The following is a 22,208-nucleotide window of genomic DNA, read 5'->3' as shown; positions in this document are numbered from 1 at the left end:
CCCATGGCATCTGCATTCGAGTACGCCCCCGCCCCCGAGTCGCGCTCGGTCGTCGATATCGCGCCCTCGTACGGCCTGTTCATCGACGGCGAGTTCACCGACGCGGCCGACGGCAAGGTTTTCAAGACGGTCTCGCCGAGCAGCGAAGAGGTGCTCTCCGAGGTCGCGCAGGCCGGCGCCGCGGACGTCGACCGGGCCGTGAAGGCGGCCCGCAAGGCGTTCGAGAAGTGGTCGGCGCTGCCCGGTTCCGAGCGCGCCAAGTACCTCTTCCGGATCGCCCGGATCATCCAGGAGCGCAGCCGCGAGCTCGCCGTTCTCGAAACCCTCGACAACGGCAAGCCGATCAAGGAGACGCGCGACGCGGACCTCCCCCTGGTCGCGGCGCACTTCTTCTACTACGCGGGCTGGGCCGACAAGCTCGACCACGCCGGCTACGGCGCGAACCCCCGCCCGCTCGGCGTCGCGGGCCAGATCATCCCGTGGAACTTCCCGCTCCTCATGCTGGCCTGGAAGATCGCCCCGGCGCTCGCCACCGGCAACACGGTGGTCCTCAAGCCCGCCGAGACGACCCCGCTCTCCGCGCTCTTCTTCGCGGACATCTGCCGCCAGGCGGGACTGCCGAAGGGTGTCGTGAACATCCTCACCGGGTACGGGGACGCGGGCGCCGCCCTCGTCGAGCACGAGGACGTCAACAAGATCGCCTTCACCGGCTCGACCGCGGTCGGCAAGGCCATCGCCCGCCAGATCGCCGGCACGAACAAGAAGGTCACCCTGGAACTGGGCGGCAAGGGCGCCAACATCGTCTTCGACGACGCCCCGATCGACCAGGCCGTCGAGGGCATCGTCACCGGCATCTTCTTCAACCAGGGCCAGGTCTGCTGCGCGGGCTCGCGCCTGCTCGTGCAGGAGTCGATCCAGGACGAGCTGCTGGACGCCCTGAAGCGCCGGCTGTCCACTCTCCGGCTCGGCGACCCGCTGGACAAGAACACCGACATCGGCGCGATCAACTCCGCGGAGCAGCTCGCCCGGATCACCGCGCTCGTCGAGACGGGCGAGGCGGAGGGCGCCGAACGCTGGTCCGCCTCCTGTGAACTCCCCTCTTCCGGCTACTGGTTCGCCCCGACGCTGTTCACGAACGTCACCCAGGCGCACACCATCGCCCGCGACGAGATCTTCGGCCCGGTGCTGTCGGTGCTGTCGTTCCGTACGCCCGACGAGGCGGTCGCCAAGGCCAACAACAGCCAGTACGGCCTCTCGGCCGGCATCTGGACGGAGAAGGGCTCCCGCATCCTCGCGGTGGCGAACAAGCTCCGGGCAGGCGTCGTCTGGGCCAACACGTTCAACAAGTTCGACCCGACCTCGCCCTTCGGCGGCTACAAGGAGTCGGGCTTCGGCCGCGAAGGCGGCCGTCACGGCCTGGAGGCGTACCTCGATGTCCGATAACCGTCTGAGCGTCTTCAAGACCTACAAGCTGTACGTCGGGGGCAAGTTCCCCCGCTCCGAGAGCGGCCGGGTGTACGAGGTGACGGACTCCAAGGGCAAGTGGCTGGCGAACGCCCCCCAGTCCTCCCGCAAGGACGCGCGTGACGCGGTCGTGGCCGCCCGCAAGGCGTTCGGCGGCTGGTCGGGTGCGACGGCGTACAACCGCGGCCAGATCCTCTACCGCATCGCGGAGATGCTGGAGGGCCGCAAGGACCAGTTCGTACGGGAAGTGGCGGACGCGGAGGGCCTGTCGAAGTCCAAGGCGGCGGCCGTCGTGGACGCGGCGATCGACCGCTGGGTCTGGTACGCGGGCTGGACCGACAAGATCGGCCAGGTCGTGGGTGGGGCGAACCCGGTCGCGGGCCCGTTCTTCAATCTGTCCACGCCCGAGCCGACCGGCGTGGTCACGGTGCTGGCGCCCCAGAAGTCCTCGTTCCTGGGCCTGGTCTCGGTGATCGCCCCGGTGATCGCGACCGGCAACACGGCGGTCGTCGTCGCCTCGGCGGACTCCCCGCTGCCGGCCCTGTCCCTGGGCGAGGTGCTGGCCACCTCCGACCTGCCGGGCGGTGTGGTCAACATCCTGTCCGGGAAGACGGCGGAGATCGCGGCACCGCTCGCGTCCCACCAGGACGTGAACGCCATCGACCTCACGGGCGCGGACGCCACTCTGGCGAAGGAGCTGGAGATCGCTGCGGCGGACAACCTGAAGCGAGTTCTCGGTCCACAGCCTGTGGACGAAGGTGGCGCCTTCGACTGGTCGGCCGATCCGGGCACCCACCGCCTGACGGCCTTCCTGGAGACGAAGACGGTCTGGCACCCGACGGGCGCACTGGGCGCTTCGGGATCGTCGTACTGACCGCGTGACGGCGGCCCGCTACTCCGGGATCCCGGAGGAGCGGGCCGTGTCCGTGCCGGTGTCCGCACCCCGGCCCGCGTCCACCTCAGCGGTGCAGCACCTCTGTCGCCTGCCCCACCACCGGCAGGTCCTTCAGTGCGCCCCCACTGGTCACCGGGCCGGTGACGGCGGCCGTGGAGACCGGCTTGAAGTCGGCGACCTGCGTTGCCACCGCGTTGTCCAGCGGGTCCACGCCCGTACCGGCCAGCGGGTCGAGGCGCAGATGCGTCACCGGTGCGATGCCGTTGTCGAGCGAGTGCCCGAGCGTTCCGGTCACCGCGCTCCCGGTCGCCCCACCGACCCCGCCGAGGCTGCTGTCGGCGCCCGCGGCCGGTGCGAGGGGCAGCGGTGCCGCCTGGGCCGCCGCACCCCCCGCACCGAGCGCGGCACCCACCGCTGTGACGGTCAGACCTGCCCGCAGCAGGGCGCGGCGCCGGGACTTGGAAAGTGCGTGACGTGCCATGGATTTCCCACCTGATCGCGACCATCGAGTAACCATCTGGATGCGTAGAGTAGTTGAGGTGTGATGCTCGATACCAACACAGGCACCGGGGGATCCCCTGAGCGGGTCAATGCCTCACACTCGTGTCCTGTGAATTCCCAACCGATCCCGACCCGCGTCGTGCTGCTCGCCGGCCCTTCCGGCTCCGGCAAGTCCTCCCTCGCCGCCCGCACCGACCTGCCGGTGCTGCGCCTGGACGACTTCTACAAGGAGGGCGACGACCCCACGCTGCCGCTCGTTCCCGGCAGTTTGGACATCGACTGGGACTCCGCGCAGTCCTGGGACTCCGATGCGGCGGTCGCCGCCATCCTGGAGCTGTGCCGCACAGGGCGTACGAACGTCCCGGTGTACGACATCGCCACGAGCTGCCGGGTCGACCGGGAGGCCCTCCACATCGAGCGCACACCACTGTTCGTGGCCGAGGGGATCTTTGCGGCGGACATAGTCGAACGGTGCCAGGAACTGGGCGTGCTCGCCGACGCGCTGTGCCTGCGCGGCCGTCCGACGACGACGTTCCGCCGTCGGCTGTTGCGGGATCTGCGGGAGGGACGGAAGTCGGTGCCGTTCCTGCTGCGGCGGGGGTGGCGGCTGATGCGGGCGGAACGGCGCATCGTGGCGCGGCAGACGGCGCTGGGTGCGTATCCGTGCGGCAAGGAGGAGGCACTGGGAAGGCTGGCCGCCGCGGCGGCGGGACGCTGCCGACGCGCGTCCGCGGCGCGGGGGACGGTGTAGCGGGCTTCCCGTAGCCGGGGGCACTGCCCCCGGCCCCCGCTCCTCAATCGCCGGAGGGGCTTGATCTTGCGCACATGTCGACGGGGCCGGACCGGACCCCCCGGCCCGTCCGACCCCGCAGCACTCCCCCGTACCCCCGTGCACCGCCGCCTCCCCCGAAGCAGCGGCCCCGCTTTCCCCGTATCCCCCGTTTCCCCCCGTCCCTTCAGGCCACCAGCTCGCCGAAGGACTCCTCCTCGTCACGGCCGAAGCTGAGGACCTCGTCCTCGCGCAGCCGGCGGAGCGACCGCCAGATGCTGGACTTCACCGTGCCGACACTGATGTCGAGTATGGCCGCGATCTCCGGGTCGGTGCGGCCCTCGTAGTAGCGCAGGACCAGCATCGTGCGCTGGAGTTCCGGCAGTCGCGCCAGCGCCTGCCAGAGCACGGCGCGCAGTTCCGTGCCGCGCATCGCGTCCGTGTCGCCCGCCGTCTCCGGCAGCTCCTCGGTCGGGTACTCGTTGAGCTTGCGCCTGCGCCAGGCGCTGATGTGCAGGTTGGTCATGGTGCGGCGCAGATAGCCACCGACCGCTGCCTTGTCGCTGATCCGGTCCCACGCCCGGTACGTCGAGAAGAGGGCGCTCTGCAGCAGATCCTCGGCCTCGAACCGGTCTCCGGTCAGGTGGTAGGCGGTTGCGTACAGGGAGGCGCGGCGCTCCCGGACGTAGGCCGTGAACGCCGTTTCGGCGTCCTCGGCCTGCGCCGGGGGCTTCCGCTCCCCTATGACCTCCCCGTACGCGGCTCCCCCGCCGCTTCCCCCGTTGGCCCCCACAGGCGCGTCGACCACCGCCATGTACGGCATGTGCTGACGCCCGACGCCACGAACGCACCCCCGGCCTCCCCCGAGCTCTCGGCTTCGCTCGAGCAGGGAGGTCCCCCCTCCGGCGCCGGACTTCTCGGTGCTCCGGCCGACATCGTGGAGACGCGTGACAACTGCGCTTGCGGTGGTGCTGTGAGTTGCGTTCATCTCGCGCCCCCCATCGGTGGAGTCCGTCCGTTCCTTGTGCCAATGAGCTTGCCGGGGCAGTTTCATCGCGCTGTCCCCCGACTGTCACAGCCCTGTCACAGGGCCTGCCGTCCGTGCGTCGCCGGTGCGCCGGATGTATGAGTCGGCGCCAACTGTCGAACTGGGGCTCCCCCATGAGTCAGAATGACCAGCGTGCCTTTCCTGTTGCTGATCGAGGACGACGACGCCATCCGCACGGCCCTCGAACTCTCGCTGTCACGCCAGGGCCACCGTGTGGCCACCGCGGCGACGGGAGAGGACGGTCTGAAACTGCTGCGTGAGCAGCGGCCGGATCTGATCGTGCTGGATGTGATGCTGCCCGGCATCGACGGTTTCGAGGTGTGCCGGCGCATCCGGCGCACCGACCAGCTGCCGATCATTCTGCTGACCGCGCGCAGCGACGACATCGACGTCGTGGTCGGGCTTGAGTCCGGTGCCGACGACTATGTGGTGAAACCCGTGCAGGGCCGGGTGCTCGACGCCCGGATCCGGGCGGTGCTGCGCCGCGGTGAGCGCGAGTCCACCGACTCCGCGACCTTCGGGAACGTGGTGATCGACCGCTCCGCGATGACCGTGACCAAGAACGGCGAGGATCTGCAGCTCACGCCGACCGAGCTGCGACTCCTGCTGGAGCTGAGCCGCCGGCCGGGCCAGGCCCTGTCGCGGCAGCAGCTGCTGCGGCTGGTCTGGGAGCACGACTACCTCGGTGACTCCCGGCTCGTGGACGCCTGTGTGCAGCGGCTGCGCGCCAAGGTGGAGGACGTACCGTCCTCGCCGACCCTGATCCGTACCGTTCGGGGTGTGGGCTACCGACTGGATTCGCCTCAGTGAGCGACGCCGCCAAACGGAGCCTGCTCACCGGGCTTCGCTGGACCAGTCTGCGACTGCGTCTCGTCGTCGTGTTCGCGCTGGTGGCGCTGACCGCCGCAGTGTCCGCCTCGGGAATCGCGTACTGGCTGAACCGCGAGGCCGTACTGACGCGTACCCAGGACTCCGCGCTCGGGGACTTCCGCCAGGAGATGCAGAACCGAGCGGCCTCGCTGCCGCTGCGTCCCACCAAGGACGATCTGCAGAACGCCGCCGTGCAGATGGCGAGCAGCTCGCCCGGCTACAGCGTGCTGCTGGTCGACGAGCGCGACGCCGGCAAGCCGATCGTCGGCAACTCCGATCTGGACACCTTCACGCTCGACAACGTGCCGCTGTCGTTGCAGAAGGCGGTCAACAAGAAGCAGCCGGTGGAGGCGGGCAACAAGTACGAGTACCACTTGTTCTGGCAGCGGGTCAGCATCCGCGGTACGCCGTATCTGGTGGGCGGTACGAAGATCATCGGTGGTGGCCCGACCGGCTACATGCTGAAGTCGCTCGACCAGGAGCGGCAGGATCTGAACTCCCTCGCGTGGTCACTGGGGATCGCCACCGGGCTCGCCCTGGTCGGCTCGGCGCTGCTCGCGCAGGCCGCCGCGACGACCGTGCTGCGGCCCGTGCAACGGCTCGGTGACGCCGCGCGCAAGCTCGGCGAGGGCAAGCTCGACACCAGGCTCGTGGTGTCCGGCACCGATGAACTCGCCGATCTCTCCCGTACGTTCAACAGGACCGCGAGTTCGCTGGAGAAGAAGGTCGCGGACATGAGCGCGCGGGACGAGGCGAGCCGGCGGTTCGTCGCCGACATGTCCCACGAGCTGCGCACCCCGCTCACCGCGCTGACCGCCGTCACCGAAGTGCTGGAGGACGAGGCGGACAGCCTGGACCCGATGATCGCGCCCGCGGTGCATCTCGTGGTGAGCGAGACCCGGCGCCTCAACGACCTGGTGGAGAACCTGATGGAGGTCACCCGCTTCGACGCGGGTACGGCCCGGCTCGTCCTCGACACGGTCGATGTCGCCGACCAGGTCACCGCCTGCATCGACGCCCGCGCGTGGCTGGACGCGGTGGATCTGGACGCCGAGCGCGGCATGATGGTCCGCCTCGACCCGCGTCGGCTCGATGTGATCCTGGCGAATCTGATCGGCAACGCGCTCAAGCACGGCGGCTCGCCGGTACGGGTCTCGGTACGGACCGAGGGCGACGAACTCGTCATCGAGGTCCGCGACCACGGCCCCGGTATCCCCGAGGACGTCCTGCCGCATGTCTTCGACCGGTTCTACAAGGCCAGCGCGTCCCGGCCGCGCTCCGAGGGCAGTGGTCTCGGTCTGTCGATCGCCATGGAGAACGCGCACATCCACGGTGGTGACATCACGGCCGCGAACTCGCCGGACGGCGACGGCGCGGTGTTCGTACTGCGCTTGCCGCGCGATGCCGAGCCGCTCACCCGTTCCGCCGGGGATCACGACGCGGGGGTTCAGGACGAGGAGGGCGACGCGACGTGATGGGCAGCAACCGCCGGGCACACCGTTCGGCCGTGGCGCTGGCCGGTGCCGTGATCACGGCCGTGCTGGCCGCGGGCTGCGGGATCAGGACCACCTCGGTGCCGGTGGACGCCGGGGCCGCACCGTCCCAGGTGCCGTGCTCGATGTCCGCGGAGGACGTCGCCACCCAGGCCCTCCAGGGCATCCCCGTACAGATCTATCTGGTCTGTTCCTCGCAGCTGGTCACGGTGGACCGAACGGTACAGGTCGGCGACACGAAGTCGGACCGGGTCCGGATCGCGCAGGCGCTCCTGGACGAGCTGGAGCAGAAGCCGCCCGCCGATGAGCGGCAGGCCGGGTTCTCCACGGCCGTCCCGGCGACCCTGCAGATCAGCGCGGCCCGCCGCGGCGACCGGCAGGGCACGCTGCGGCTCAGCGAGCAGCCGGAGGACCTGCCGTCCGAGGCTCTGGCGCAGATCGTGTGTACGTACGCGGAGAGCGAGTCGCTCGCCCCGGACGGCACGGTGGTGCTGGGCGGGCCGGGGAACTACGCGCCGCGTGGGTATCTGTGCACCTCGGAGACGAAGGCCAAGCCGAAGGCGGCACCGACGCTGGGGGCGGGGACGGGGGCCTGAGCGGGGGCCGGGGGCGTCCGGCGGCCGGTTCTGCTGTCCTCAAGCGCCGGCCGGGCCGGGTTTTTGCGTCGTGCCGGCCGGTTTTTTGCATGGTCCCGGCCGGTTTTGTCGCCGTCACGGCTGAGATCCGGGTTCGTCGGGCCGGGCGGAACCGATCCTGCCGCCCGGCGCGTCTTGGGGGGCGTGCGTCAAGGTTCGGGCAGTCAAGCTGTCATTCGCTTCCGCGCGGTCGGGGTATCTCTCCTCCTCGCGCATCTGTTGCTTGTCGGGTGGCTGACGCTGCGCCCGCTCGATGTGCCGTGGATGACCGCCTCGAATCTTCAACCGTTCGCCGGTATCAGAGCGGACCTGTCCCTGGGCCCGGTCGAGGCCGCTCGCCGGATCGGTAAGGGGCTGCTGCTGCTCGCCCCGCTGGGCGTGCTGCTGCCGGTGGCCGGGGGCCGGCTGTTCGTCTCCCCGTGGGCCTCGCTGGCCCGTACCGTCGCGGCGGGGGCGCTGATCTCGCTGGCCATCGAACTGGCGCAGACCGGGGTGCCGGGGCAGGTCGTCGATGTCGACTCGCTGCTGCTGAACACCACCGGTGTGGCACTCGCCCATCTGCTGGTCGTTCCCATAGGCCGGGCGCGGCTGCGCCGCAGGAACCAGCGGCGGGTCAGGGTGCTGCCCCACCCCAGGGACGAGGCGGCTCAGGGGTCGACCCCGACGATTCCCAGGGTCGGTATCGCACCGTAGAGCGACGCTTTGCCCCTGTTCGCCGGGCGACCATGGATGCATCGGGAGCACGAAGGAGCTGCTCCCCAGTAACGGTTCACGAAGGAGCCCACCATGGCCGCACTTGCCCGCCCCCGTGACGGACGCATGATCGGCGGAGTGTGCGCAGCGTTGGCAAGGCGCTTCGGCACCTCCGCGGGAACCATGCGCATCATCTTCCTGGTCTCCTGCCTGCTGCCGGGGCCGCAGTTCCTGCTCTATCTGGCGCTGTGGGTGCTGTTCCCGTCCGAGAAGACGCCGTCCGCCGCCTGGTGATCCGCGTACGCACAACACGCCTGTGGGGCGGACACCCGGTTCGGGTGTCCGCCCCACAGGCGTGTGTACGGCGGATCAGCCGCCGAGCGGGAGACCGTTGGTCGACAGGCCGCTGGTGCTCAGACCTCCCGCGGGCAGACCACCGATCAGACCCTTGACCGGAGTGGTGGCGTCGCCGACGAGCTTCTGCCGGCCGGTGCCGAGCAGCTTGGTGGCCGTGTCCTGGGCCGGCAGGGTCCGGGTGGCGTTCTCCACTGCCGAGCCGGCGACCGGCAGTGCCGCGGCGTCGGCCGGGAGCACGGTGGCGGATGCGGTCCCCGCGGCGGCAGCGGCGAAAGCGGCACCGAGAGCGGCGACGCCGAGTGTCCTGACAGCAGACTGCTTCATGTGAAATTCATCCTTGGGGAAGGGGATGTGAGCGGCTCTGAAACGTAGTCAGCTCACTGCCCGTCCCGCAAACATGCCGACACACGGAAAACGGCCGGGATTTCGCAGTCCCGGCCGTTTTCCGCGGAGGTGCGGTTCAGCCCGCGGAAGAGGAAGGCACGCTGGTCGCAGCGGTCTGCTCGAAGAGCCACTCGGACTTCAGCTCGGCATATCCGGGCTTGATCACGTCATTGATCATCGCCAGACGTTCATCGAAAGGAATGAATGCCGACTTCATCGCATTGACGGTGAACCACTGCATGTCATCGAGTGTGTATCCGAAAGTCTCGGTCAGCTTCTCGAATTCATGGCTCATGCTCGTACCGCTCATCAGCCGGTTGTCCGTGTTCACCGTGGCCCGGAAATGCAGCTTCCGCAGCAGCCCGATGGGGTGGTCGGCGTACGAGGCGGCGGCGCCGGTCTGGAGGTTGGAGGTCGGGCACAGCTCCAGCGGGATGCGCTTGTCCCGTACGTAGGAGGCGAGGCGGCCGAGCTTCACACCGCCGTCCTCCGCGACCTCGATGTCGTCGATGATGCGGACGCCGTGGCCGAGCCGGTCGGCGCCGCACCACTGGAGCGCCTGCCAGATCGACGGCAGGCCGAAGGCCTCGCCCGCGTGGATGGTGAAGTGGTTGTTCTCGCGCTTGAGGTACTCGAAGGCGTCCAGGTGCCGGGTGGGCGGGAAGCCGGCCTCCGCGCCCGCGATGTCGAAGCCGACGACGCCCTGGTCCCGGTAGCGGTTGGCGAGCTCGGCGATCTCCAGGGAGCGGGCGGCGTGCCGCATCGCGGTGAGGAGGGCACCCACACGGATGCGGTGCCCGTCCAGGCGGGCCCGCTGCTCGCCCTTGCGGAAGCCCTCGTTGACCGCCTCGACGACCTCTTCGAGGGTCAGCCCGGCTTCCAGGTGCTGCTCCGGGGCGTACCGCACCTCGGCGTACACGACACCGTCGGCGGCCAGGTCCTCGGCGCATTCGGCGGCCACCCGGACCAGCGCGTCGCGGGTCTGCATGACGGCGCAGGTGTGGGCGAACGTCTCCAGGTAGCGCTCCAGCGATCCGGAGTCGGCTGCCTCGCGGAACCAGATGCCGAGCTTGTCGGGCTCGGTCTCGGGAAGTCCGTCGTAGCCGCTCGCGAGGGCGAGGTCGACGATCGTTCCCGGGCGCAGGCCACCGTCGAGATGGTCGTGGAGAAGAACCTTGGGGGCACGCCGGATCTGGTCCTGGCCGGGCACATGGAGGGTCGGGCTCATCATTTGGGCACTCTAGCGCCTACGCGCGTAGATTGTCGCTTGCCGATATGTAACAGTGACCGCGAATACGGGTGGAGTACACCTACCCTTCTGACACTGTTCTGTCATGGCACAGCGCGCACTCCCCCTGCCTGCTGCGAGGCTGGGACGGGCCGTCAGGACGGCCGGAGCACCATCTGCGGTCAGCGGCGTGGTTCTGCTGCTCCCGGACGGCGAGGCCGACTCGCACCGCCGCCCTTCCCCCCTCTCGTACGCCCTCCAGCTGCCACTGGCCCGCACCCTGGCCCGCGCGGGCCGGGAGGACGGGCTCGCCGCGCATGTCGTGCGCTATCGCTGTCGCGGTTGGAACGCGACCGACTCGCAGCTCGCGGCGGACGCCCGATGGGCGGTGGACGAGGTCGTACGACGCTACGGCGACGTCCCCGTCTGTCTCGCCGGCCACGGCATGGGCGGCCGGGCCGCACTCCGCGCGGGCGGCCACGCCGCGGTCAACTCCGTTCTGGCGATGGCCCCTTGGCTGCCCGACAGCTCGACGGACGAGCCGGAGCCGGTGAAGCATCTGCTCGGCCGGCAGGTTCTGCTCGTCCACGGCACGAACGACGCCCGCACCGACCCCGAACTCTCCTTCCGTCTGGCCGAACGCGCCAAGAAGGCCAACCGCGACACCTGCCGCTTCGAGGTCCACTCGGACGGCCACAGCCTGCGCCAGCACCGGGCCGAAGTGGTCGCGCTGGCAACGGACTTCGTCCGCGGATCGCTCTTCGGCCGGGCATACGCCCGCCCGGTCGCCGACGCCCTGGCGGCGCCGCCTCCGCTGGGGTTGCGGATGCCGCTGGCAGCGGGGTTCGGGAGGTCGCTGCGGGACTGAGGCGAGCAGGCCGGTCGGCCGGTACCGCGGGTGGGTTCCGGCCCGGCCGATCAGCTGCTGATGAAAACGAGCAGGTCGGCGTCGAAGACCTCGTTGCACGGAGCGACCTCGGCAGGGCCGTGCGAAGCTCCGGCATCACCGAGGGCCGTCGGGCGGAAGCACCGCGTCACCCTCGCCTCCCCGCCCGGCTCAGTCCGGCAGCAGATGCCCCCGCCGCGACAGCAGGAAGCGTTTGAAGGCGGCCACCGGTGGGGTGTCCGGGTGGCCGTCCAGCCAGGCGACGCCGATCTCGCGGGCCGCCCTCGGGGCCGTGACGGTGAGTTCCACGACGCCGGGGCGGGCCACCGCGGGCGGTGGCAGCAGGGCCACGCCGAGGCCGGCCGCGACCAGACCGCGCAGGGTCTCCGCCTCCTCGCCCTCGAAGGCGACACGTGGTGCGAAGCCCGCCTCCGCACACAGGTCGTCGGTGATCCGCCGCAGGCCGTAGCCGGGTTCGAGGGTGACGAACTTTTCGTCGGCGGCCTCCGCCAGTCGGATGCGGCGGCGCGAGGCGAGGCGGTGGTCCTCGGGGACGACGAGGCGCAGCCGCTGTTCGTCGAGGCGGCGGGCGACCAGATCGGGGGCGTCCGGGACGGGTGAGGTGAGGCAGAGGTCGAGGCCGCCGGCCCTCAGGCGTTCGATCATCGCCTCGCCGTAGTTCTGCACGAGCTGGAAGCGGACCCGGGGGTGGTCGGCGCGGAAGGCGCGGATCAGGGCGGGGACGGTTTCCGAGCCCATGGTGTGGAGGAACCCGAAGGCGACCTTGCCGGTGGCCGGGTCGGCGTCTGCCCGTACCGAGTCGGCGGCCTTCTCGACCTCGGCGAGGGCCCGCTCGGCGGAGCCCAGGAAGGTGCGGCCCGCCGGGGTGAGGGAGACGGTACGGCCCTTGCGGGCGAACAGGGCGACTCCCAGGTCCTGTTCGAGCCTGACCATCGACCGCGAGAGCGTCGACTGCGGGACGCCGAGCTCGTGCGCGGCGCGGGTGACGTGCTCGTGGCGGGCCACCGCCTCGAAGTGGGCCAGTCGCGGCGCGAGCACGGCGCGAATGTCTTCTTCGTAACTACTGGGTGACAGCCGGGGCTGTGAGCTGCGTTCATGCACCATGGGATTGATTATCGCCACTTCGTGCATTGGACGCATGAAAGCGGAAAGCCTACTTTCGAAGCATGCCTCCTGCCAGTACCGGGGCGTCCACCCTCACCGTGGCCGCCTCGCCCCAGCCGTCCCCAGTCGCCACCGCCGACTCCCCCGCCACCACCGCGCCGGACCGTCTCGAACCGGGCCGCCCCGGCTACCGCCGGATGAGCTTCGCGCTCTTCGCCGCAGGTGTCGCGACCTTCGCACTTCTCTACTCCACGCAGGCCCTGCTGCCCGCCATCTCCGCCTCTCTCGGCGCCACGGCCGGACAGGCCAGCTGGACGGTCTCCGCGGCGACGGGCGCACTGGCGCTGTGCGTGCTGCCGATGAGCGCGCTCTCCGAGCGGTTCGGACGGCGGCAGATGATGACCGCCTCGCTGACGGTCGCCGTGCTGGTCGGGCTGCTCGTCCCCTTCGCCCCCTCGCTGGGCTGGCTGATCGCGCTGCGCGCCGTCCAGGGCGCGGCGCTGGCCGGACTGCCCGCATCCGCGATGGCGTATCTGGCGGAGGAGGTACGGCCGAAGGCGCTGGTCGCCGCGATCGGACTGTTCGTGGCGGGCAACAGCATCGGCGGGATGAGCGGCCGTATCCTCACCGGCTGGGTCGCCCAGCTGTGGGGCTGGCGGGCGGCGCTCGGCGCGGTCGGGCTGCTGGCCGTGGCCTGCGCGGTCGTCTTCCACTTCATGATCCCCCGGGCCCGGCACTTCACCCCCGGTTCGCTGAACCCGAAGGCACTCGCGAAGACCGTGGGCGGGCACCTCGCCGATCCGCTGCTGCGCCGGCTGTACGCGATCGGCGCGCTGTTCATGACGGTGTTCGGCGCGGTCTACACGGTGATCGGCTACCGCCTGGTGGAGGCGCCGTTCAACCTCCCGCAGGGGGTCGTCGGCTCGATCTTCCTGGTCTACCTCGTCGGTACGGTCTCCTCCGCCGGGGCCGGCCAGCTGGTCGCCAGGCTCGGCCGACGGGGCGCGCTGTATCTGGCCGTCTCCACCACGGCCGCCGGCCTGCTGCTCTCGCTCGCCGACCAGCTGGCCGCCGTACTCCTCGGCCTGGTCCTGATCACGGCGGGCTTCTTCGCCGGGCACGCGGTCGCCTCCTCGTCCGTGAGCCGTACGGCGACGAAGGGCCGTGCCCAGGCGTCGGCGCTCTACCAGTCCGCGTACTACGTGGGCTCCAGCGCGGGCGGAACGCTCGGCGCGGTCGCCTTCCACGCCGGAGGCTGGGCCGGGACCGTATCGCTGGGGCTGTTCGCAGTCCTCGGCGTCGTCTCGATCACGCTGTACGGCACGCGGGCCGCACGCGCCGAGCGTCGCCGGCTCGTGCCGGTGGTATCCGTACAGAACTGAGCCGGGCGTCCGTACAGAACTGAGACATACGACGCACAACCATCCACTCCCCGACGCGCGTCTAGCAGGCGGAAGCACCTCACGGCGCACGAAGGGAAGTCGGAGTACATGAGAGTCGCAGGGAACATACGAGGGGTTCGGGCGCGGCGCGCACTCGCGCTGTCCGTCGCCGGTCTGATGGCGGCGCCCGCCCTCGTCCTGGGCACCGGCGGATCCGCGCAGGCGGCGTCCTGCACGACGTCCACCGGGCCGTACCAGAAGCAGGTCGAGAAGTATCTGCACCGGCCGGTCGACGGCAAGCAGTCGGCCGCCGACTGCAAGGCGATCCAGTCGTTCCAGCGCACCTACGGTGTCACCCCGGACAGCGGTTACGCCGGGCCGGTCACCTGGCGCACGATGAAGACGCTCACGGCCCAGAAGGCGGCCGGCAAGAACCCGAACAAGGACAAGAAGTGCCCCACCAACAAGGGGCGCATCGCATGTGTGGACCTGACCCGTCAGCTGAGCTGGATCCAGGACGGCGCCAAGCTGAAGTTCGGTCCGGTGCCGATCCGCAGCGGCCGCAACGGGTACGAGACCCGCACCGGGTCCAAGAAGATCTACATGCGGCACATCAACCACGTTTCGTCGATCTACCACGTGTCGATGCCGTACGCCCAGTTCTTCGACGGCGGCCAGGCGTTCCACTCGGTGGGCCTGAAGATGTGGAACCCGCCGGGGTCGCACGGCTGCGTCAACATGCGCGGCGCCGACGCGAAGTCGTACTGGAATCTGCTGAAGAACGGCGACGACGTGTACGTGTACGGACGCAAGCCCGGCACCTGACCGGAGCGTGACCGGAAGGTGTGCCGCTACGGCACTTCCCGCCCCCGTTGTCAGTGCCCTGCTGTAGCTTCCGAAGTGCTGAAGTGAGTGGCGTCACAGCGCAACAGGGGTGGAGCGATGAGTGATCAGACGGCGACGGCGGACATCGACAGCCGGCTGGAGGGACACCGGGTCGAGCTGACCGGCTACTGCTACCGGATGCTCGGCTCGGCCTTCGAGGCGGAGGACGCGGTACAGGACACGCTGGTGCGTGCCTGGCGCAACTTCGAGAAGTTCGAGGGGCGTTCCTCGTTGCGGTCCTGGTTGTACCGCATCGCCACCAACGTCTGTCTGGACATGCTGAACGCGGGCAACAAGCGGGCCCGTCCCGTCGATCTGACGGGTCCGACGCCGCTCGCCCAGGCGGCGCTCAACCCGTTGCCGGAGAACACCTGGCTGGAGCCGATGCCGGACGGGCGGATCCTGCCGTCGGTGGCCGACCCGGCGGAGGCCGCGGTGGCCCGGGAGTCGGTGCGACTCGCGTTCGTCGCCGCGTTGCAGCATCTGCCGTCCAAGCAGCGGGCCGTACTGATCCTGCGCGAGGTGCTGGCCTGGAAGGCGAGCGAGGTCGCCGAGCTGCTCGAAACCTCGGTCGCCTCGGTGAACAGCGCCCTCCAGCGGGCGCGCGCGACCCTCGCGGACCACGAGGGTCTGACCGCCGACACCGCCGATCCGCTCGACGAGGAGCAGCGCAAGCTCCTCGATCGGTACGTCGCGGCCTTCGAGGGGTACGACATGGCGGCGCTGACCGCGCTGCTCCATGAGGACGCCGTGATGACCATGCCGCCGTTCGACCTCTGGCTCCAGGGGCACGACGACATCACCGGCTTCATGCGCACCATGGGTGCGAGCTGCGAGGGCTCACGGCTGGTGGCGACGGCGGCGAACGGCACCCCGGCGTTCGCGCACTACAAGCCGAATCCGGACGGGCCGGGGTTCGTGCCGTGGGCGGTGCAGGTCATCGACGTCTCGGAGGGCTCGATCACGGGGATGCACTGCTTCCTGGACACACCCCGCTGGTTTCCGCTGTTCGGTCTGCCGGATCATCTCGACGCCGACGCGGCATGAGGCGCGGCGTACGGAACGTGCTGGTGGCGGGCTGGGTGGTGCTCGCGGCCGGGGGCTGGGGGCTGACCCGGTGGCTGGGTGAGCCCGTCGCCATCGACGGGCCCACGCCCGGGACCGTCCGGACTCCGAATCCCGTCTCCGGCGGCGGACCGGGTCCGCAGCCGGAGCACGAGTGCGACGGCGCCAGTCGCGCGTCGAGCCTGTCCCCGGCGGTGTCCCCGTTCCCCACAGCGACGGCGGTCCGGGACAGCGGCATGGTCAGACAATCGGTCTGCGTGCGGTTGAAGGGAAGGAGCCCGGCGGGCCCGAGCGGGGACTGAACGTCGGGCGGGGCAGGCGGACAGCGGTGCACGCTCCCCGAAGCACCGCCCCTTCAGGCCTCGTTCCCCGCGACCCCGTCCCCGGTCCCGCACCCCACGTCCACCACATCGGCCAGCCCCACCAGGTCGAGCAGGCTCTGCAGTTCGGGTGGCACATTGCGCAGCCGCAGCCGCCTGCCGCCCGCACGGCGTGCGACGAGCCCCAGCCGCGCCACCGCCTCGACCAGGGCCAGATCCGCCTGTACGACCCCGCCCACGTCGCAGTCCACCCCGGCACCCGGGTCGCGGACGGTGCCCTCGGAGTCGTACAGCAGCGACTCCAGCTCGGCGCAGAGACCCGGCACCGCGGCCCGCGTGACGCGGCCGGTGACGACGAGAACGATCGGGATCATGGCTTCCACATCAGGGAGACCGGTCCGGCGGCCGAAACTCATCGCTGCCCGCTTCCGCGCTTTCCCGGCGTCCCGGCCCTGTGCACGCCCCGCACCCTGCCCAGCACTGCCCCCGCCCGCCTCGCCCCCGCCCGCCTCGCCCTCGGCCGGCGCACGACCGGCAGTCGTCCCTCCGGTCCGTCCCGAACCGATGAACTTCCGTCAACTCCCGTCTCACGTGCGGTTTCTGTGAACCTTCTCGATCAATTCCTCCTCTAGGTACGTGAACCGGTCGGCACCGGCGACCCATTCGGTGCCGACTGACCAGTGGCCCCCAGGGGGCCGCCTGATTCTCCAGGGGGAGAGTTGCGCAGACACGTGAGAAGCGCGTGTGTTTCGACCATCGCCACGGCGGCCGCCGTGGCGCTCGCAGCCGGGATGACCACCCCGGCCATGGCACAACCCGACGCGGGCCGCCCGGCAGACGCCAAGTCCGTGGCCCGGCACCAGTTGACGCTCATCACCGGCGACCGCGTCTCGGTGGACGCCAAGGGCCGGGTCGTCGGCTTCCGGCCCGCCAAGGGGCGCGAGAACATACCCGTGCAGCGACAGATACACGACGGGCACACCCTGCTCGTCCCGGCCGACGCACACCAGCTGATCAGCTCCGGAAAGCTGGACCGCCGGCTGTTCGACGTCACCGAGCTGAACCGTGCGGAGAACCGCAGGGCCCAGAAGGCGGGCCTGAAGCTCATCGTCGCCTACCGGGGAGCCCAGGCGGCGGCCGCGAAGGCGGAGGTCCGTGACGCCGGCTCCACCCGGGTCGGCCGGACCCTGAAGTCGCTGAACGCCGAGTCGGTGACCACACCGGAGCACGACGCCCAGGACGTCTGGCACGCGCTCACCAGCAAGCCCTCGCACGGCGCCCAGCGCACCACGGCCGCCGGTATCGACCGGGTCTGGCTGGACGGCGTACGCAAGGCGAGCCTCGACAAGAGCGTGCCGCAGATCGGTGTGCCGTCCGCGTGGAAGGCCGGTTACACCGGAAAGGGCGTCAAGATCGCCGTCCTGGACACCGGTGTGGACACCACCCACCCCGACCTCCAGGGCCAGATCCTCGACACGAAGAACTTCACCTCCTCCCCCGACACCAAGGACCGCGTCGGGCACGGCACACATGTGTCCTCGATCGCGGCCGGTACGGGCGCCAAGTCGGGCGGGAAGTTCAAGGGCGTCGCCCCGGACGCCAAGCTGCTCGAGGGCAAGGTGCTCGACGACGACGGCTTCGGCGACGACTCCGGCATCCTGGCCGGCATGGAGTGGGCGGTCGCGCAGGGCGCCGACATCATCAACCTGAGCCTCGGCGGCGGCGACACCCCCGAGATCGATCCGCTCGAAGCGGCGGTGAACAAGCTGTCGGCCGACAAGGGCGTCCTGTTCGCCATCGCGGCGGGCAACGAGGGCGCCGGCGCCGGCACGGTCGGCTCCCCGGGCAGCGCGGACGCCGCACTGACCGTCGGCGCGGTCGACGACAACGACGAGCTGGCCGACTTCTCCAGCCGCGGCCCGCGCAACGGCGACGGCGCGATCAAGCCCGATGTCACCGCCCCCGGCGTGGACATCACGGCGGCGGCCGCACCCGGCTCCGCCATCGACCAGGAGGTCGGGCAGAACCCGCCGGGCTATCTGACGATCTCCGGTACGTCGATGGCGACCCCGCACGTCGCGGGCGCCGCGGCGCTCCTCAAGCAGCAGCACCCGCAGTGGAAGTACGCCGAGCTCAAGGGCGCGCTCACGGCCTCGACGAAGCCGGGCGCGTACACACCGTTCGAGCAGGGCTCGGGCCGGATCGCCGTCGACAAGGCGATCGCCCAGACCGTCGTCGCCGACCCTGTCTCGGTGAGCTTCGGTGTGCAGCAGTGGCCGCACACCGATGACACCCCGGTCAGCAAGAAGCTGACGTACCGCAACCTCGGTACGACGGACGTCACCCTCGACCTCGCGGTCACGGCCACCGGTCCGAAGGGCAAGCCCGCCCCGGCCGGCTTCTTCGCCCTCGGCGCCGACAAGGTGACCGTCCCCGCGGGCGGCACCGCTGATGTGCCGCTGACCGTGAACACCAAGCTAGGCGGTTCGGACGACGGCACGTACTCCGCGTACGTCGTCGGGACGGGCGGCGGCCAGAGCGTCCGCACCGCGGCCGCGGTCGATCGCGAGATCGAGTCGTACGACCTCACCGTCAGGACGATCGGGCGCGACGGCAAGCCTGCCGAGTTCGCCCAGACCGACCTCTACGGCCTCTCGGGAACGGCGCTCGGCCAGTTGCTCTCCCCGACGAGCACCAACGGCACGGCCAAGATCCGTCTCCCCAGGGGCGGTTACGCGCTGAACGGGGCTGTCACCGTCGACCCCGAGGACTATTCCAAGGGCACTGACTGGCTGGCGCAGCCAAAGCTGGACGTCACCAAGAACCTCACCGTGACGCTCGACGCGCGCAAGGCGAAGCCGGTGAACATCACCGTGCCCGCCACCGGGACGAAGTCCCTGCTGGCCGCGCCCGACCTCCAGTTCACGACCGATGACACCGGCTACACCTACAGCTGGATCCTCGACACGTACAAGAACTTCCGCACCGCGCACTTCGGACCGAAGGTCACCGACGGCTCGCTCTCCCAGCACTGGCTCGGCAGCTGGAGCAAGGGAACCTCGACCCGGTACGAAATCGCGGCCGGCGGTCCGGTGACCCAGGCAGCCACCGGTTTCGAACGGAAGTACACCACCGGCCAACTGGCCGAGGTCAGCCTCACTCTCGGCTCGCCCGCCAAGGGCAAGACCGGTGAGATCGCCCCGTCTGGCACGTTGCCCGGCATGGCCAGCGGCTGGGCGGCCTATTCCCTCCACAAGATCCCCGGCACCGCCACCGTCTATGTCTCCACCGCCGACAAGGCCCAGTGGAGCTTCGGCTTCAGCCAGAACGGCCCGGCCGACGAGGACGGCTACCCGGTGACCGAGGCGCAGTACTCCATCGCCCCGCAGTCCCTGAAGGCCGGCAAGTCCTACACGAAGAAGGTCAACACCGCGGTGTTCGGCCCCGCGGTCGGCTCCGAGTACGGCATCCTCCGCGACGGCGACGACATCGTCGGCAAGCTTCCGCTGGTGGCCGACGGGCGCGGCAACCTCGGTGATTCCGCCTACAGTTCGGCCAAGACGGTCCTGTACCGCAACGGCAAGAAGCTCGCCCAGAACGAGGACCCGCTGACGGGCTTGGCCCCCATCGCTGTGCCGTCCGCCGCCGCCGACTACCGGCTGACGACTTCGATGCGGCGCAGCACCGCACTATCCCCGGTCTCCACCCGGATCGACGCGAGCTGGACCTTCCGCTCCAAGCGGACCTCGGGCCCGGCCATGCTGCCGGTCTCCACGGTGCGGTTCACACCCAACGTCACCGCGGACAGCAGGGTCACGGCCGGCCGGACCGCTTCCGTGCCCGTGACGGTGCAGGGTGCGGCCGCCGGCAAGAACCTCAAGTCACTGACGGTGTACGTCAGTTACGACGCCGGAAAGACCTGGAAGAAGACCACGGTCAAGTCGGGCAAGCTCTCCGTGAAGAACCCGGCCAAGGGCAAGTCCATCTCGTACCGGGCCGATGTCACCGACAAGCAGGGCAACAAGTCGTCGGTGTCGATCTACAACGCGTACTTCGGCAAGTAAGTGAGCCGATAGGCGCACCGACCGTATGAGAGCGGCCCGCCGGGACGGATCACTCCGTTCCGGCGGGCCGTTCGCGCACCCACGGGACCGGCACGGCATCGCTTCTCAGCCGGCCGGGAAGAACCCGGTGTCCAGTACCAGCGCGAACGGCTCGGGAAGCGTCAGCTTCTCCCCGTACTCGACCGCGTCCAGGACCCGGTAGATACCGTCGGCGGGTTCCCCGTACAAGGTGGCGGTGGGGCGGCCGGAGTGCCAGGGGTCCAGGAGCAGGAAGAGTTCGACACCGGCCTTCGCGTATCCGTGCGCCTTGCCGATGCGGTCGTGGTTGGCATTGGCCTGCGAGGTGATCTCGACGACGAGCCGGGCCTCTTCCGCCGGTACGCGGTTTCCAGGCCCGGTCGCCACGGCACGCGGCACGACGGCGAGATCGGGGATGTAGAGCCCGGCGCGGCCCGGCACGGCGACACCGAGGGTCTGGTAGATCCCCCAGTCCTCCGGGATCACGGAGTAGAGCCTGCGCTGCAGCAGTTCCGCGGTGGTGTTGTGGTCCTTGGACGGCGGTGGCGACACGGTGACGATCCCCTCGATGATCTCCACCTTGCAGCCCTCGGGTGCGTCCGTCTCCTCCCAGATCCGGACGAGGTCGTCCCAGTCCTGGCCGTGGCCCGGCGCGGGGTCGACGGTGAGTGCGCCCATGGCGGTCTCCTCTATCGGTGCGTCACCGAGTCCAGCATGCCGAACGGGACCGGCGGCAGTCCACCGGTCCCGTTCACCCGAACGAGGAAGCCGCAGGTCAGGCGATACGTTCCCGCACCACGGGGGTGGCCGTGAAGTCCGTACCGGCCGGGGCGATGTCGTACGAGGAGGGCAGGGCCTTCAGCGCGTAGTCGAACTTCTCGGGGGTGTCGGTGTGCAGCGTCAGCAGCGGCTGTCCGGCCGTGACCGTGTCACCGGGCTTGGCGTGCAGTTCGATGCCCGCGCCCGCCTGCACCGGGTCCTCCTTGCGGGCCCGGCCCGCGCCGAGGCGCCAGGCGGCGACGCCGATGTCGTACGCGTCCAGGCGGGTCAGTACGCCGGTGGACGGGGCCGTCACGACGTGCTGCTCGCGGGCGACCGGAAGCGTGGCGTCCGGGTCGCCGCCCTGGGCGGAGATCATCCGGCGCCAGACGTCCATCGCGGAGCCGTCGGCGAGGGCCTTCTCCGGGTCGGCGTCCCCCAGCCCGGCCGCGTCCAGCATCTCGCGGGCGAGGGCCAGGGTGAGGCCGATGACGTCCTTCGGGCCGCCGCCGGCCAGTACCTCGACCGACTCGCGCACCTCCAGGGCATTGCCCGCGGTCAGGCCGAGCGGGGTGGCCATGTCGGTGAGCAGCGCGACCGTCCGAACTCCGCTGTCGGTGCCCAGCGCGACCATGGTGGAGGCCAGCTCGCGGGCGTCCTCGATGGTCTTCATGAAGGCGCCCGAGCCGACCTTGACGTCCAGGACGAGTGCGCCGGTGCCCTCGGCGATCTTCTTGGACATGATCGAGCTGGCGATCAGCGGGATGGCCTCGACGGTGCCCGTGACATCGCGGAGCGCGTACAGCTTCTTGTCGGCGGGGGCGAGCCCGTCACCGGCGGCGCAGATCACGGCGCCGGTGGTGTCCAGGACGCCCAGCATCTCGGCGTTCGAGAGGTGGGCGCGCCAGCCGGGGATGGACTCCAGCTTGTCGAGCGTGCCGCCGGTGTGGCCGAGTCCGCGGCCGCTGAGCTGAGGAACGGCGGCGCCGCAGGCGGCGACCAGCGGGGCGAGCGGCAGGGTGATCTTGTCACCGACGCCGCCGGTGGAGTGCTTGTCGGTGGTGGGGCGGGAGAGCGAGTCGAAGTTCATCCGCTCGCCGGAGGCGATCATGGCGGCGGTCCAGCGGGCGATCTCCGTACGGTTCATACCGTTCAGCAGGATCGCCATGGCCAGCGCGGACATCTGCTCGTCGGCCACCTCGCCGCGGGTGTAGGCATCGATGACCCAGTCGATCTGTTCGGGGGTCAGCTCGCCCCGGTCGCGCTTGGTGCGGATGACGGAGATGGCGTCCATGTCCTGGGAGTCCTTCCGGCCGATACGTACGTACGCAAGAGTCCTGAATGACTCTACGCGCATAGAGGGTTGA

21 protein-coding genes are annotated in these 22,208 nt (G+C 70.1%); 13 read left to right on the top strand and 8 right to left on the bottom strand.

Annotated features, from left to right (window positions below):
- Nucleotides 1-3 precede the first annotated feature (3 nt).
- Entirely contained in the window at nt 4-1,443 is a 1,440-nt protein-coding gene (locus IEZ15_RS07885) for an aldehyde dehydrogenase family protein (protein WP_189275270.1), read from the top strand.
- Nucleotides 1,433-2,338, top strand: a complete 906-nt coding sequence (locus IEZ15_RS07880) for an aldehyde dehydrogenase family protein (RefSeq protein WP_189275268.1) — start codon at nt 1,433-1,435, stop codon at nt 2,336-2,338. The genes IEZ15_RS07885 and IEZ15_RS07880 overlap by 11 nt, the downstream gene beginning before the upstream one ends.
- Nucleotides 2,339-2,423: 85 nt before the next feature.
- On the opposite strand, the gene IEZ15_RS07875 is transcribed toward IEZ15_RS07880, so the two are convergent.
- Nucleotides 2,424-2,840, bottom strand: a complete 417-nt coding sequence (locus IEZ15_RS07875) for a hypothetical protein (RefSeq protein WP_189275266.1) — start codon at nt 2,838-2,840, stop codon at nt 2,424-2,426.
- Between the two features lie 63 nt (nt 2,841-2,903).
- On the opposite strand from IEZ15_RS07875, the gene IEZ15_RS07870 reads away from it, so the two are divergent.
- The gene (locus tag IEZ15_RS07870; protein ID WP_189275264.1) at nt 2,904-3,611 is read left to right on the top strand and encodes a uridine kinase family protein; all 708 of its coding nucleotides are present in this window, start codon (nt 2,904-2,906) and stop codon (nt 3,609-3,611) included.
- A 205-nt stretch (nt 3,612-3,816) separates the two neighbouring features.
- Here IEZ15_RS07870 and IEZ15_RS07865 read toward each other — a convergent pair whose 3' ends face one another.
- A complete protein-coding gene (locus IEZ15_RS07865; protein WP_114246261.1) occupies nt 3,817-4,617 on the bottom strand; it encodes a SigE family RNA polymerase sigma factor in 801 nt (266 codons plus the stop codon).
- Between the two features lie 192 nt (nt 4,618-4,809).
- Here IEZ15_RS07865 and afsQ1 point away from each other — a divergent pair, with 192 nt between their 5' ends.
- From afsQ1 to IEZ15_RS07840, 5 genes are all read left to right on the top strand, one after another.
- Nucleotides 4,810-5,487 carry a two-component system response regulator AfsQ1 gene (gene afsQ1 / locus IEZ15_RS07860; protein WP_189275392.1) on the top strand — a complete coding sequence of 226 codons (678 nt, stop codon included), beginning with the start codon at nt 4,810-4,812 and terminating at the stop codon, nt 5,485-5,487.
- A complete protein-coding gene (locus IEZ15_RS07855) occupies nt 5,484-7,022 on the top strand; it encodes an ATP-binding protein (protein ID WP_114246259.1) in 1,539 nt (512 codons plus the stop codon). The genes afsQ1 and IEZ15_RS07855 overlap by 4 nt, the downstream gene beginning before the upstream one ends.
- A complete protein-coding gene (locus IEZ15_RS07850; RefSeq protein WP_189275262.1) occupies nt 7,019-7,636 on the top strand; it encodes a GerMN domain-containing protein in 618 nt (205 codons plus the stop codon). Before IEZ15_RS07855 ends, IEZ15_RS07850 begins: the two co-directional genes overlap by 4 nt.
- A gap of 183 nt (nt 7,637-7,819) precedes the next feature.
- Nucleotides 7,820-8,368, top strand: coding sequence for a VanZ family protein (locus IEZ15_RS07845; protein ID WP_189275260.1), 549 nt, complete (start codon nt 7,820-7,822; stop codon nt 8,366-8,368).
- Nucleotides 8,369-8,461: 93 nt separating this feature from the next.
- Nucleotides 8,462-8,662: a PspC domain-containing protein gene (locus IEZ15_RS07840; RefSeq protein ID WP_114246256.1), complete on the top strand. Its 201-nt coding sequence runs from the start codon at nt 8,462-8,464 to the stop codon at nt 8,660-8,662.
- A 75-nt stretch (nt 8,663-8,737) separates the two neighbouring features.
- Here the strand turns inward: IEZ15_RS07840 and IEZ15_RS07835 are convergent, their stop codons facing one another.
- Entirely contained in the window at nt 8,738-9,049 is a 312-nt protein-coding gene (locus IEZ15_RS07835; protein WP_189275258.1) for a hypothetical protein, read from the bottom strand.
- A gap of 136 nt (nt 9,050-9,185) precedes the next feature.
- Nucleotides 9,186-10,340 carry an adenosine deaminase gene (locus IEZ15_RS07830; protein ID WP_189275256.1) on the bottom strand — a complete coding sequence of 385 codons (1,155 nt, stop codon included), beginning with the start codon at nt 10,338-10,340 and terminating at the stop codon, nt 9,186-9,188.
- A gap of 103 nt (nt 10,341-10,443) precedes the next feature.
- Here IEZ15_RS07830 and IEZ15_RS07825 point away from each other — a divergent pair, with 103 nt between their 5' ends.
- Nucleotides 10,444-11,205: an alpha/beta hydrolase family protein gene (locus tag IEZ15_RS07825; RefSeq protein WP_189275254.1), complete on the top strand. Its 762-nt coding sequence runs from the start codon at nt 10,444-10,446 to the stop codon at nt 11,203-11,205.
- A gap of 189 nt (nt 11,206-11,394) precedes the next feature.
- Here IEZ15_RS07825 and IEZ15_RS07820 read toward each other — a convergent pair whose 3' ends face one another.
- Nucleotides 11,395-12,348, bottom strand: coding sequence for a LysR family transcriptional regulator (locus IEZ15_RS07820; RefSeq protein ID WP_189275252.1), 954 nt, complete (start codon nt 12,346-12,348; stop codon nt 11,395-11,397).
- Nucleotides 12,349-12,410: 62 nt separating this feature from the next.
- Here IEZ15_RS07820 and IEZ15_RS07815 point away from each other — a divergent pair, with 62 nt between their 5' ends.
- The 3 genes from IEZ15_RS07815 to IEZ15_RS07805 all read left to right on the top strand — a co-directional run bounded on the left by IEZ15_RS07815 (nt 12,411) and on the right by IEZ15_RS07805 (nt 15,662).
- Nucleotides 12,411-13,730 (top strand): MFS transporter, encoded by a 1,320-nt coding sequence (locus IEZ15_RS07815; RefSeq protein ID WP_189275250.1) that lies wholly within the window; start codon nt 12,411-12,413, stop codon nt 13,728-13,730.
- A gap of 108 nt (nt 13,731-13,838) precedes the next feature.
- A complete protein-coding gene (locus IEZ15_RS07810) occupies nt 13,839-14,555 on the top strand; it encodes a L,D-transpeptidase family protein (protein ID WP_189275248.1) in 717 nt (238 codons plus the stop codon).
- Between the two features lie 117 nt (nt 14,556-14,672).
- Entirely contained in the window at nt 14,673-15,662 is a 990-nt protein-coding gene (locus IEZ15_RS07805) for a sigma-70 family RNA polymerase sigma factor (RefSeq protein WP_114246249.1), read from the top strand.
- Between the two features lie 373 nt (nt 15,663-16,035).
- Here the strand turns inward: IEZ15_RS07805 and IEZ15_RS07800 are convergent, their stop codons facing one another.
- Nucleotides 16,036-16,416, bottom strand: a complete 381-nt coding sequence (locus IEZ15_RS07800; protein ID WP_189275245.1) for an STAS domain-containing protein — start codon at nt 16,414-16,416, stop codon at nt 16,036-16,038.
- Nucleotides 16,417-16,731: 315 nt separating this feature from the next.
- On the opposite strand from IEZ15_RS07800, the gene IEZ15_RS07795 reads away from it, so the two are divergent.
- Complete coding sequence (locus IEZ15_RS07795) at nt 16,732-20,064, top strand: S8 family peptidase (RefSeq protein WP_444545159.1); 3,333 nt, start codon at nt 16,732-16,734, stop codon at nt 20,062-20,064.
- A 105-nt stretch (nt 20,065-20,169) separates the two neighbouring features.
- Here IEZ15_RS07795 and IEZ15_RS07790 read toward each other — a convergent pair whose 3' ends face one another.
- Entirely contained in the window at nt 20,170-20,760 is a 591-nt protein-coding gene (locus tag IEZ15_RS07790) for a Uma2 family endonuclease (RefSeq protein ID WP_189275243.1), read from the bottom strand.
- Between the two features lie 97 nt (nt 20,761-20,857).
- Nucleotides 20,858-22,135 (bottom strand): thymidine phosphorylase, encoded by a 1,278-nt coding sequence (locus tag IEZ15_RS07785; protein WP_189275240.1) that lies wholly within the window; start codon nt 22,133-22,135, stop codon nt 20,858-20,860.
- Nucleotides 22,136-22,208: the final 73 nt, after the last annotated feature.

Source organism: Streptomyces atratus (assembly GCF_014648655.1).
Classification (GTDB): Bacteria; Actinomycetota; Actinomycetes; order Streptomycetales; family Streptomycetaceae; genus Streptomyces; species Streptomyces atratus.
This window is presented reverse-complemented; position numbering and strand designations above follow the sequence as displayed.

Excerpts from the sequence above, each read along its gene's own strand:
- IEZ15_RS07830 (WP_189275256.1), bottom strand. The coding sequence starts at position 10,340 with ATGATGAGCCCGACCCTCCATGTGCCCGGCCAGGACCAGATCCGGCGT.
- IEZ15_RS07835 (WP_189275258.1), bottom strand. The coding sequence starts at position 9,049 with ATGAAGCAGTCTGCTGTCAGGACACTCGGCGTCGCCGCTCTCGGTGCC.
- IEZ15_RS07785 (WP_189275240.1), bottom strand. The coding sequence starts at position 22,135 with ATGGACGCCATCTCCGTCATCCGCACCAAGCGCGACCGGGGCGAGCTG.
- IEZ15_RS07880 (WP_189275268.1), top strand. The coding sequence starts at position 1,433 with ATGTCCGATAACCGTCTGAGCGTCTTCAAGACCTACAAGCTGTACGTC.
- IEZ15_RS07805 (WP_114246249.1), top strand. The coding sequence starts at position 14,673 with ATGAGTGATCAGACGGCGACGGCGGACATCGACAGCCGGCTGGAGGGA.
- IEZ15_RS07820 (WP_189275252.1), bottom strand. The coding sequence starts at position 12,348 with ATGGTGCATGAACGCAGCTCACAGCCCCGGCTGTCACCCAGTAGTTAC.
- IEZ15_RS07790 (WP_189275243.1), bottom strand. The coding sequence starts at position 20,760 with ATGGGCGCACTCACCGTCGACCCCGCGCCGGGCCACGGCCAGGACTGG.
- IEZ15_RS07800 (WP_189275245.1), bottom strand. The coding sequence starts at position 16,416 with ATGAGTTTCGGCCGCCGGACCGGTCTCCCTGATGTGGAAGCCATGATC.
- IEZ15_RS07840 (WP_114246256.1), top strand. The coding sequence starts at position 8,462 with ATGGCCGCACTTGCCCGCCCCCGTGACGGACGCATGATCGGCGGAGTG.
- IEZ15_RS07825 (WP_189275254.1), top strand. The coding sequence starts at position 10,444 with ATGGCACAGCGCGCACTCCCCCTGCCTGCTGCGAGGCTGGGACGGGCC.
- IEZ15_RS07885 (WP_189275270.1), top strand. The coding sequence starts at position 4 with ATGGCATCTGCATTCGAGTACGCCCCCGCCCCCGAGTCGCGCTCGGTC.
- IEZ15_RS07870 (WP_189275264.1), top strand. The coding sequence starts at position 2,904 with ATGCTCGATACCAACACAGGCACCGGGGGATCCCCTGAGCGGGTCAAT.
- IEZ15_RS07815 (WP_189275250.1), top strand. The coding sequence starts at position 12,411 with ATGCCTCCTGCCAGTACCGGGGCGTCCACCCTCACCGTGGCCGCCTCG.
- IEZ15_RS07875 (WP_189275266.1), bottom strand. The coding sequence starts at position 2,840 with ATGGCACGTCACGCACTTTCCAAGTCCCGGCGCCGCGCCCTGCTGCGG.
- IEZ15_RS07810 (WP_189275248.1), top strand. The coding sequence starts at position 13,839 with ATGAGAGTCGCAGGGAACATACGAGGGGTTCGGGCGCGGCGCGCACTC.
- IEZ15_RS07865 (WP_114246261.1), bottom strand. The coding sequence starts at position 4,617 with ATGAACGCAACTCACAGCACCACCGCAAGCGCAGTTGTCACGCGTCTC.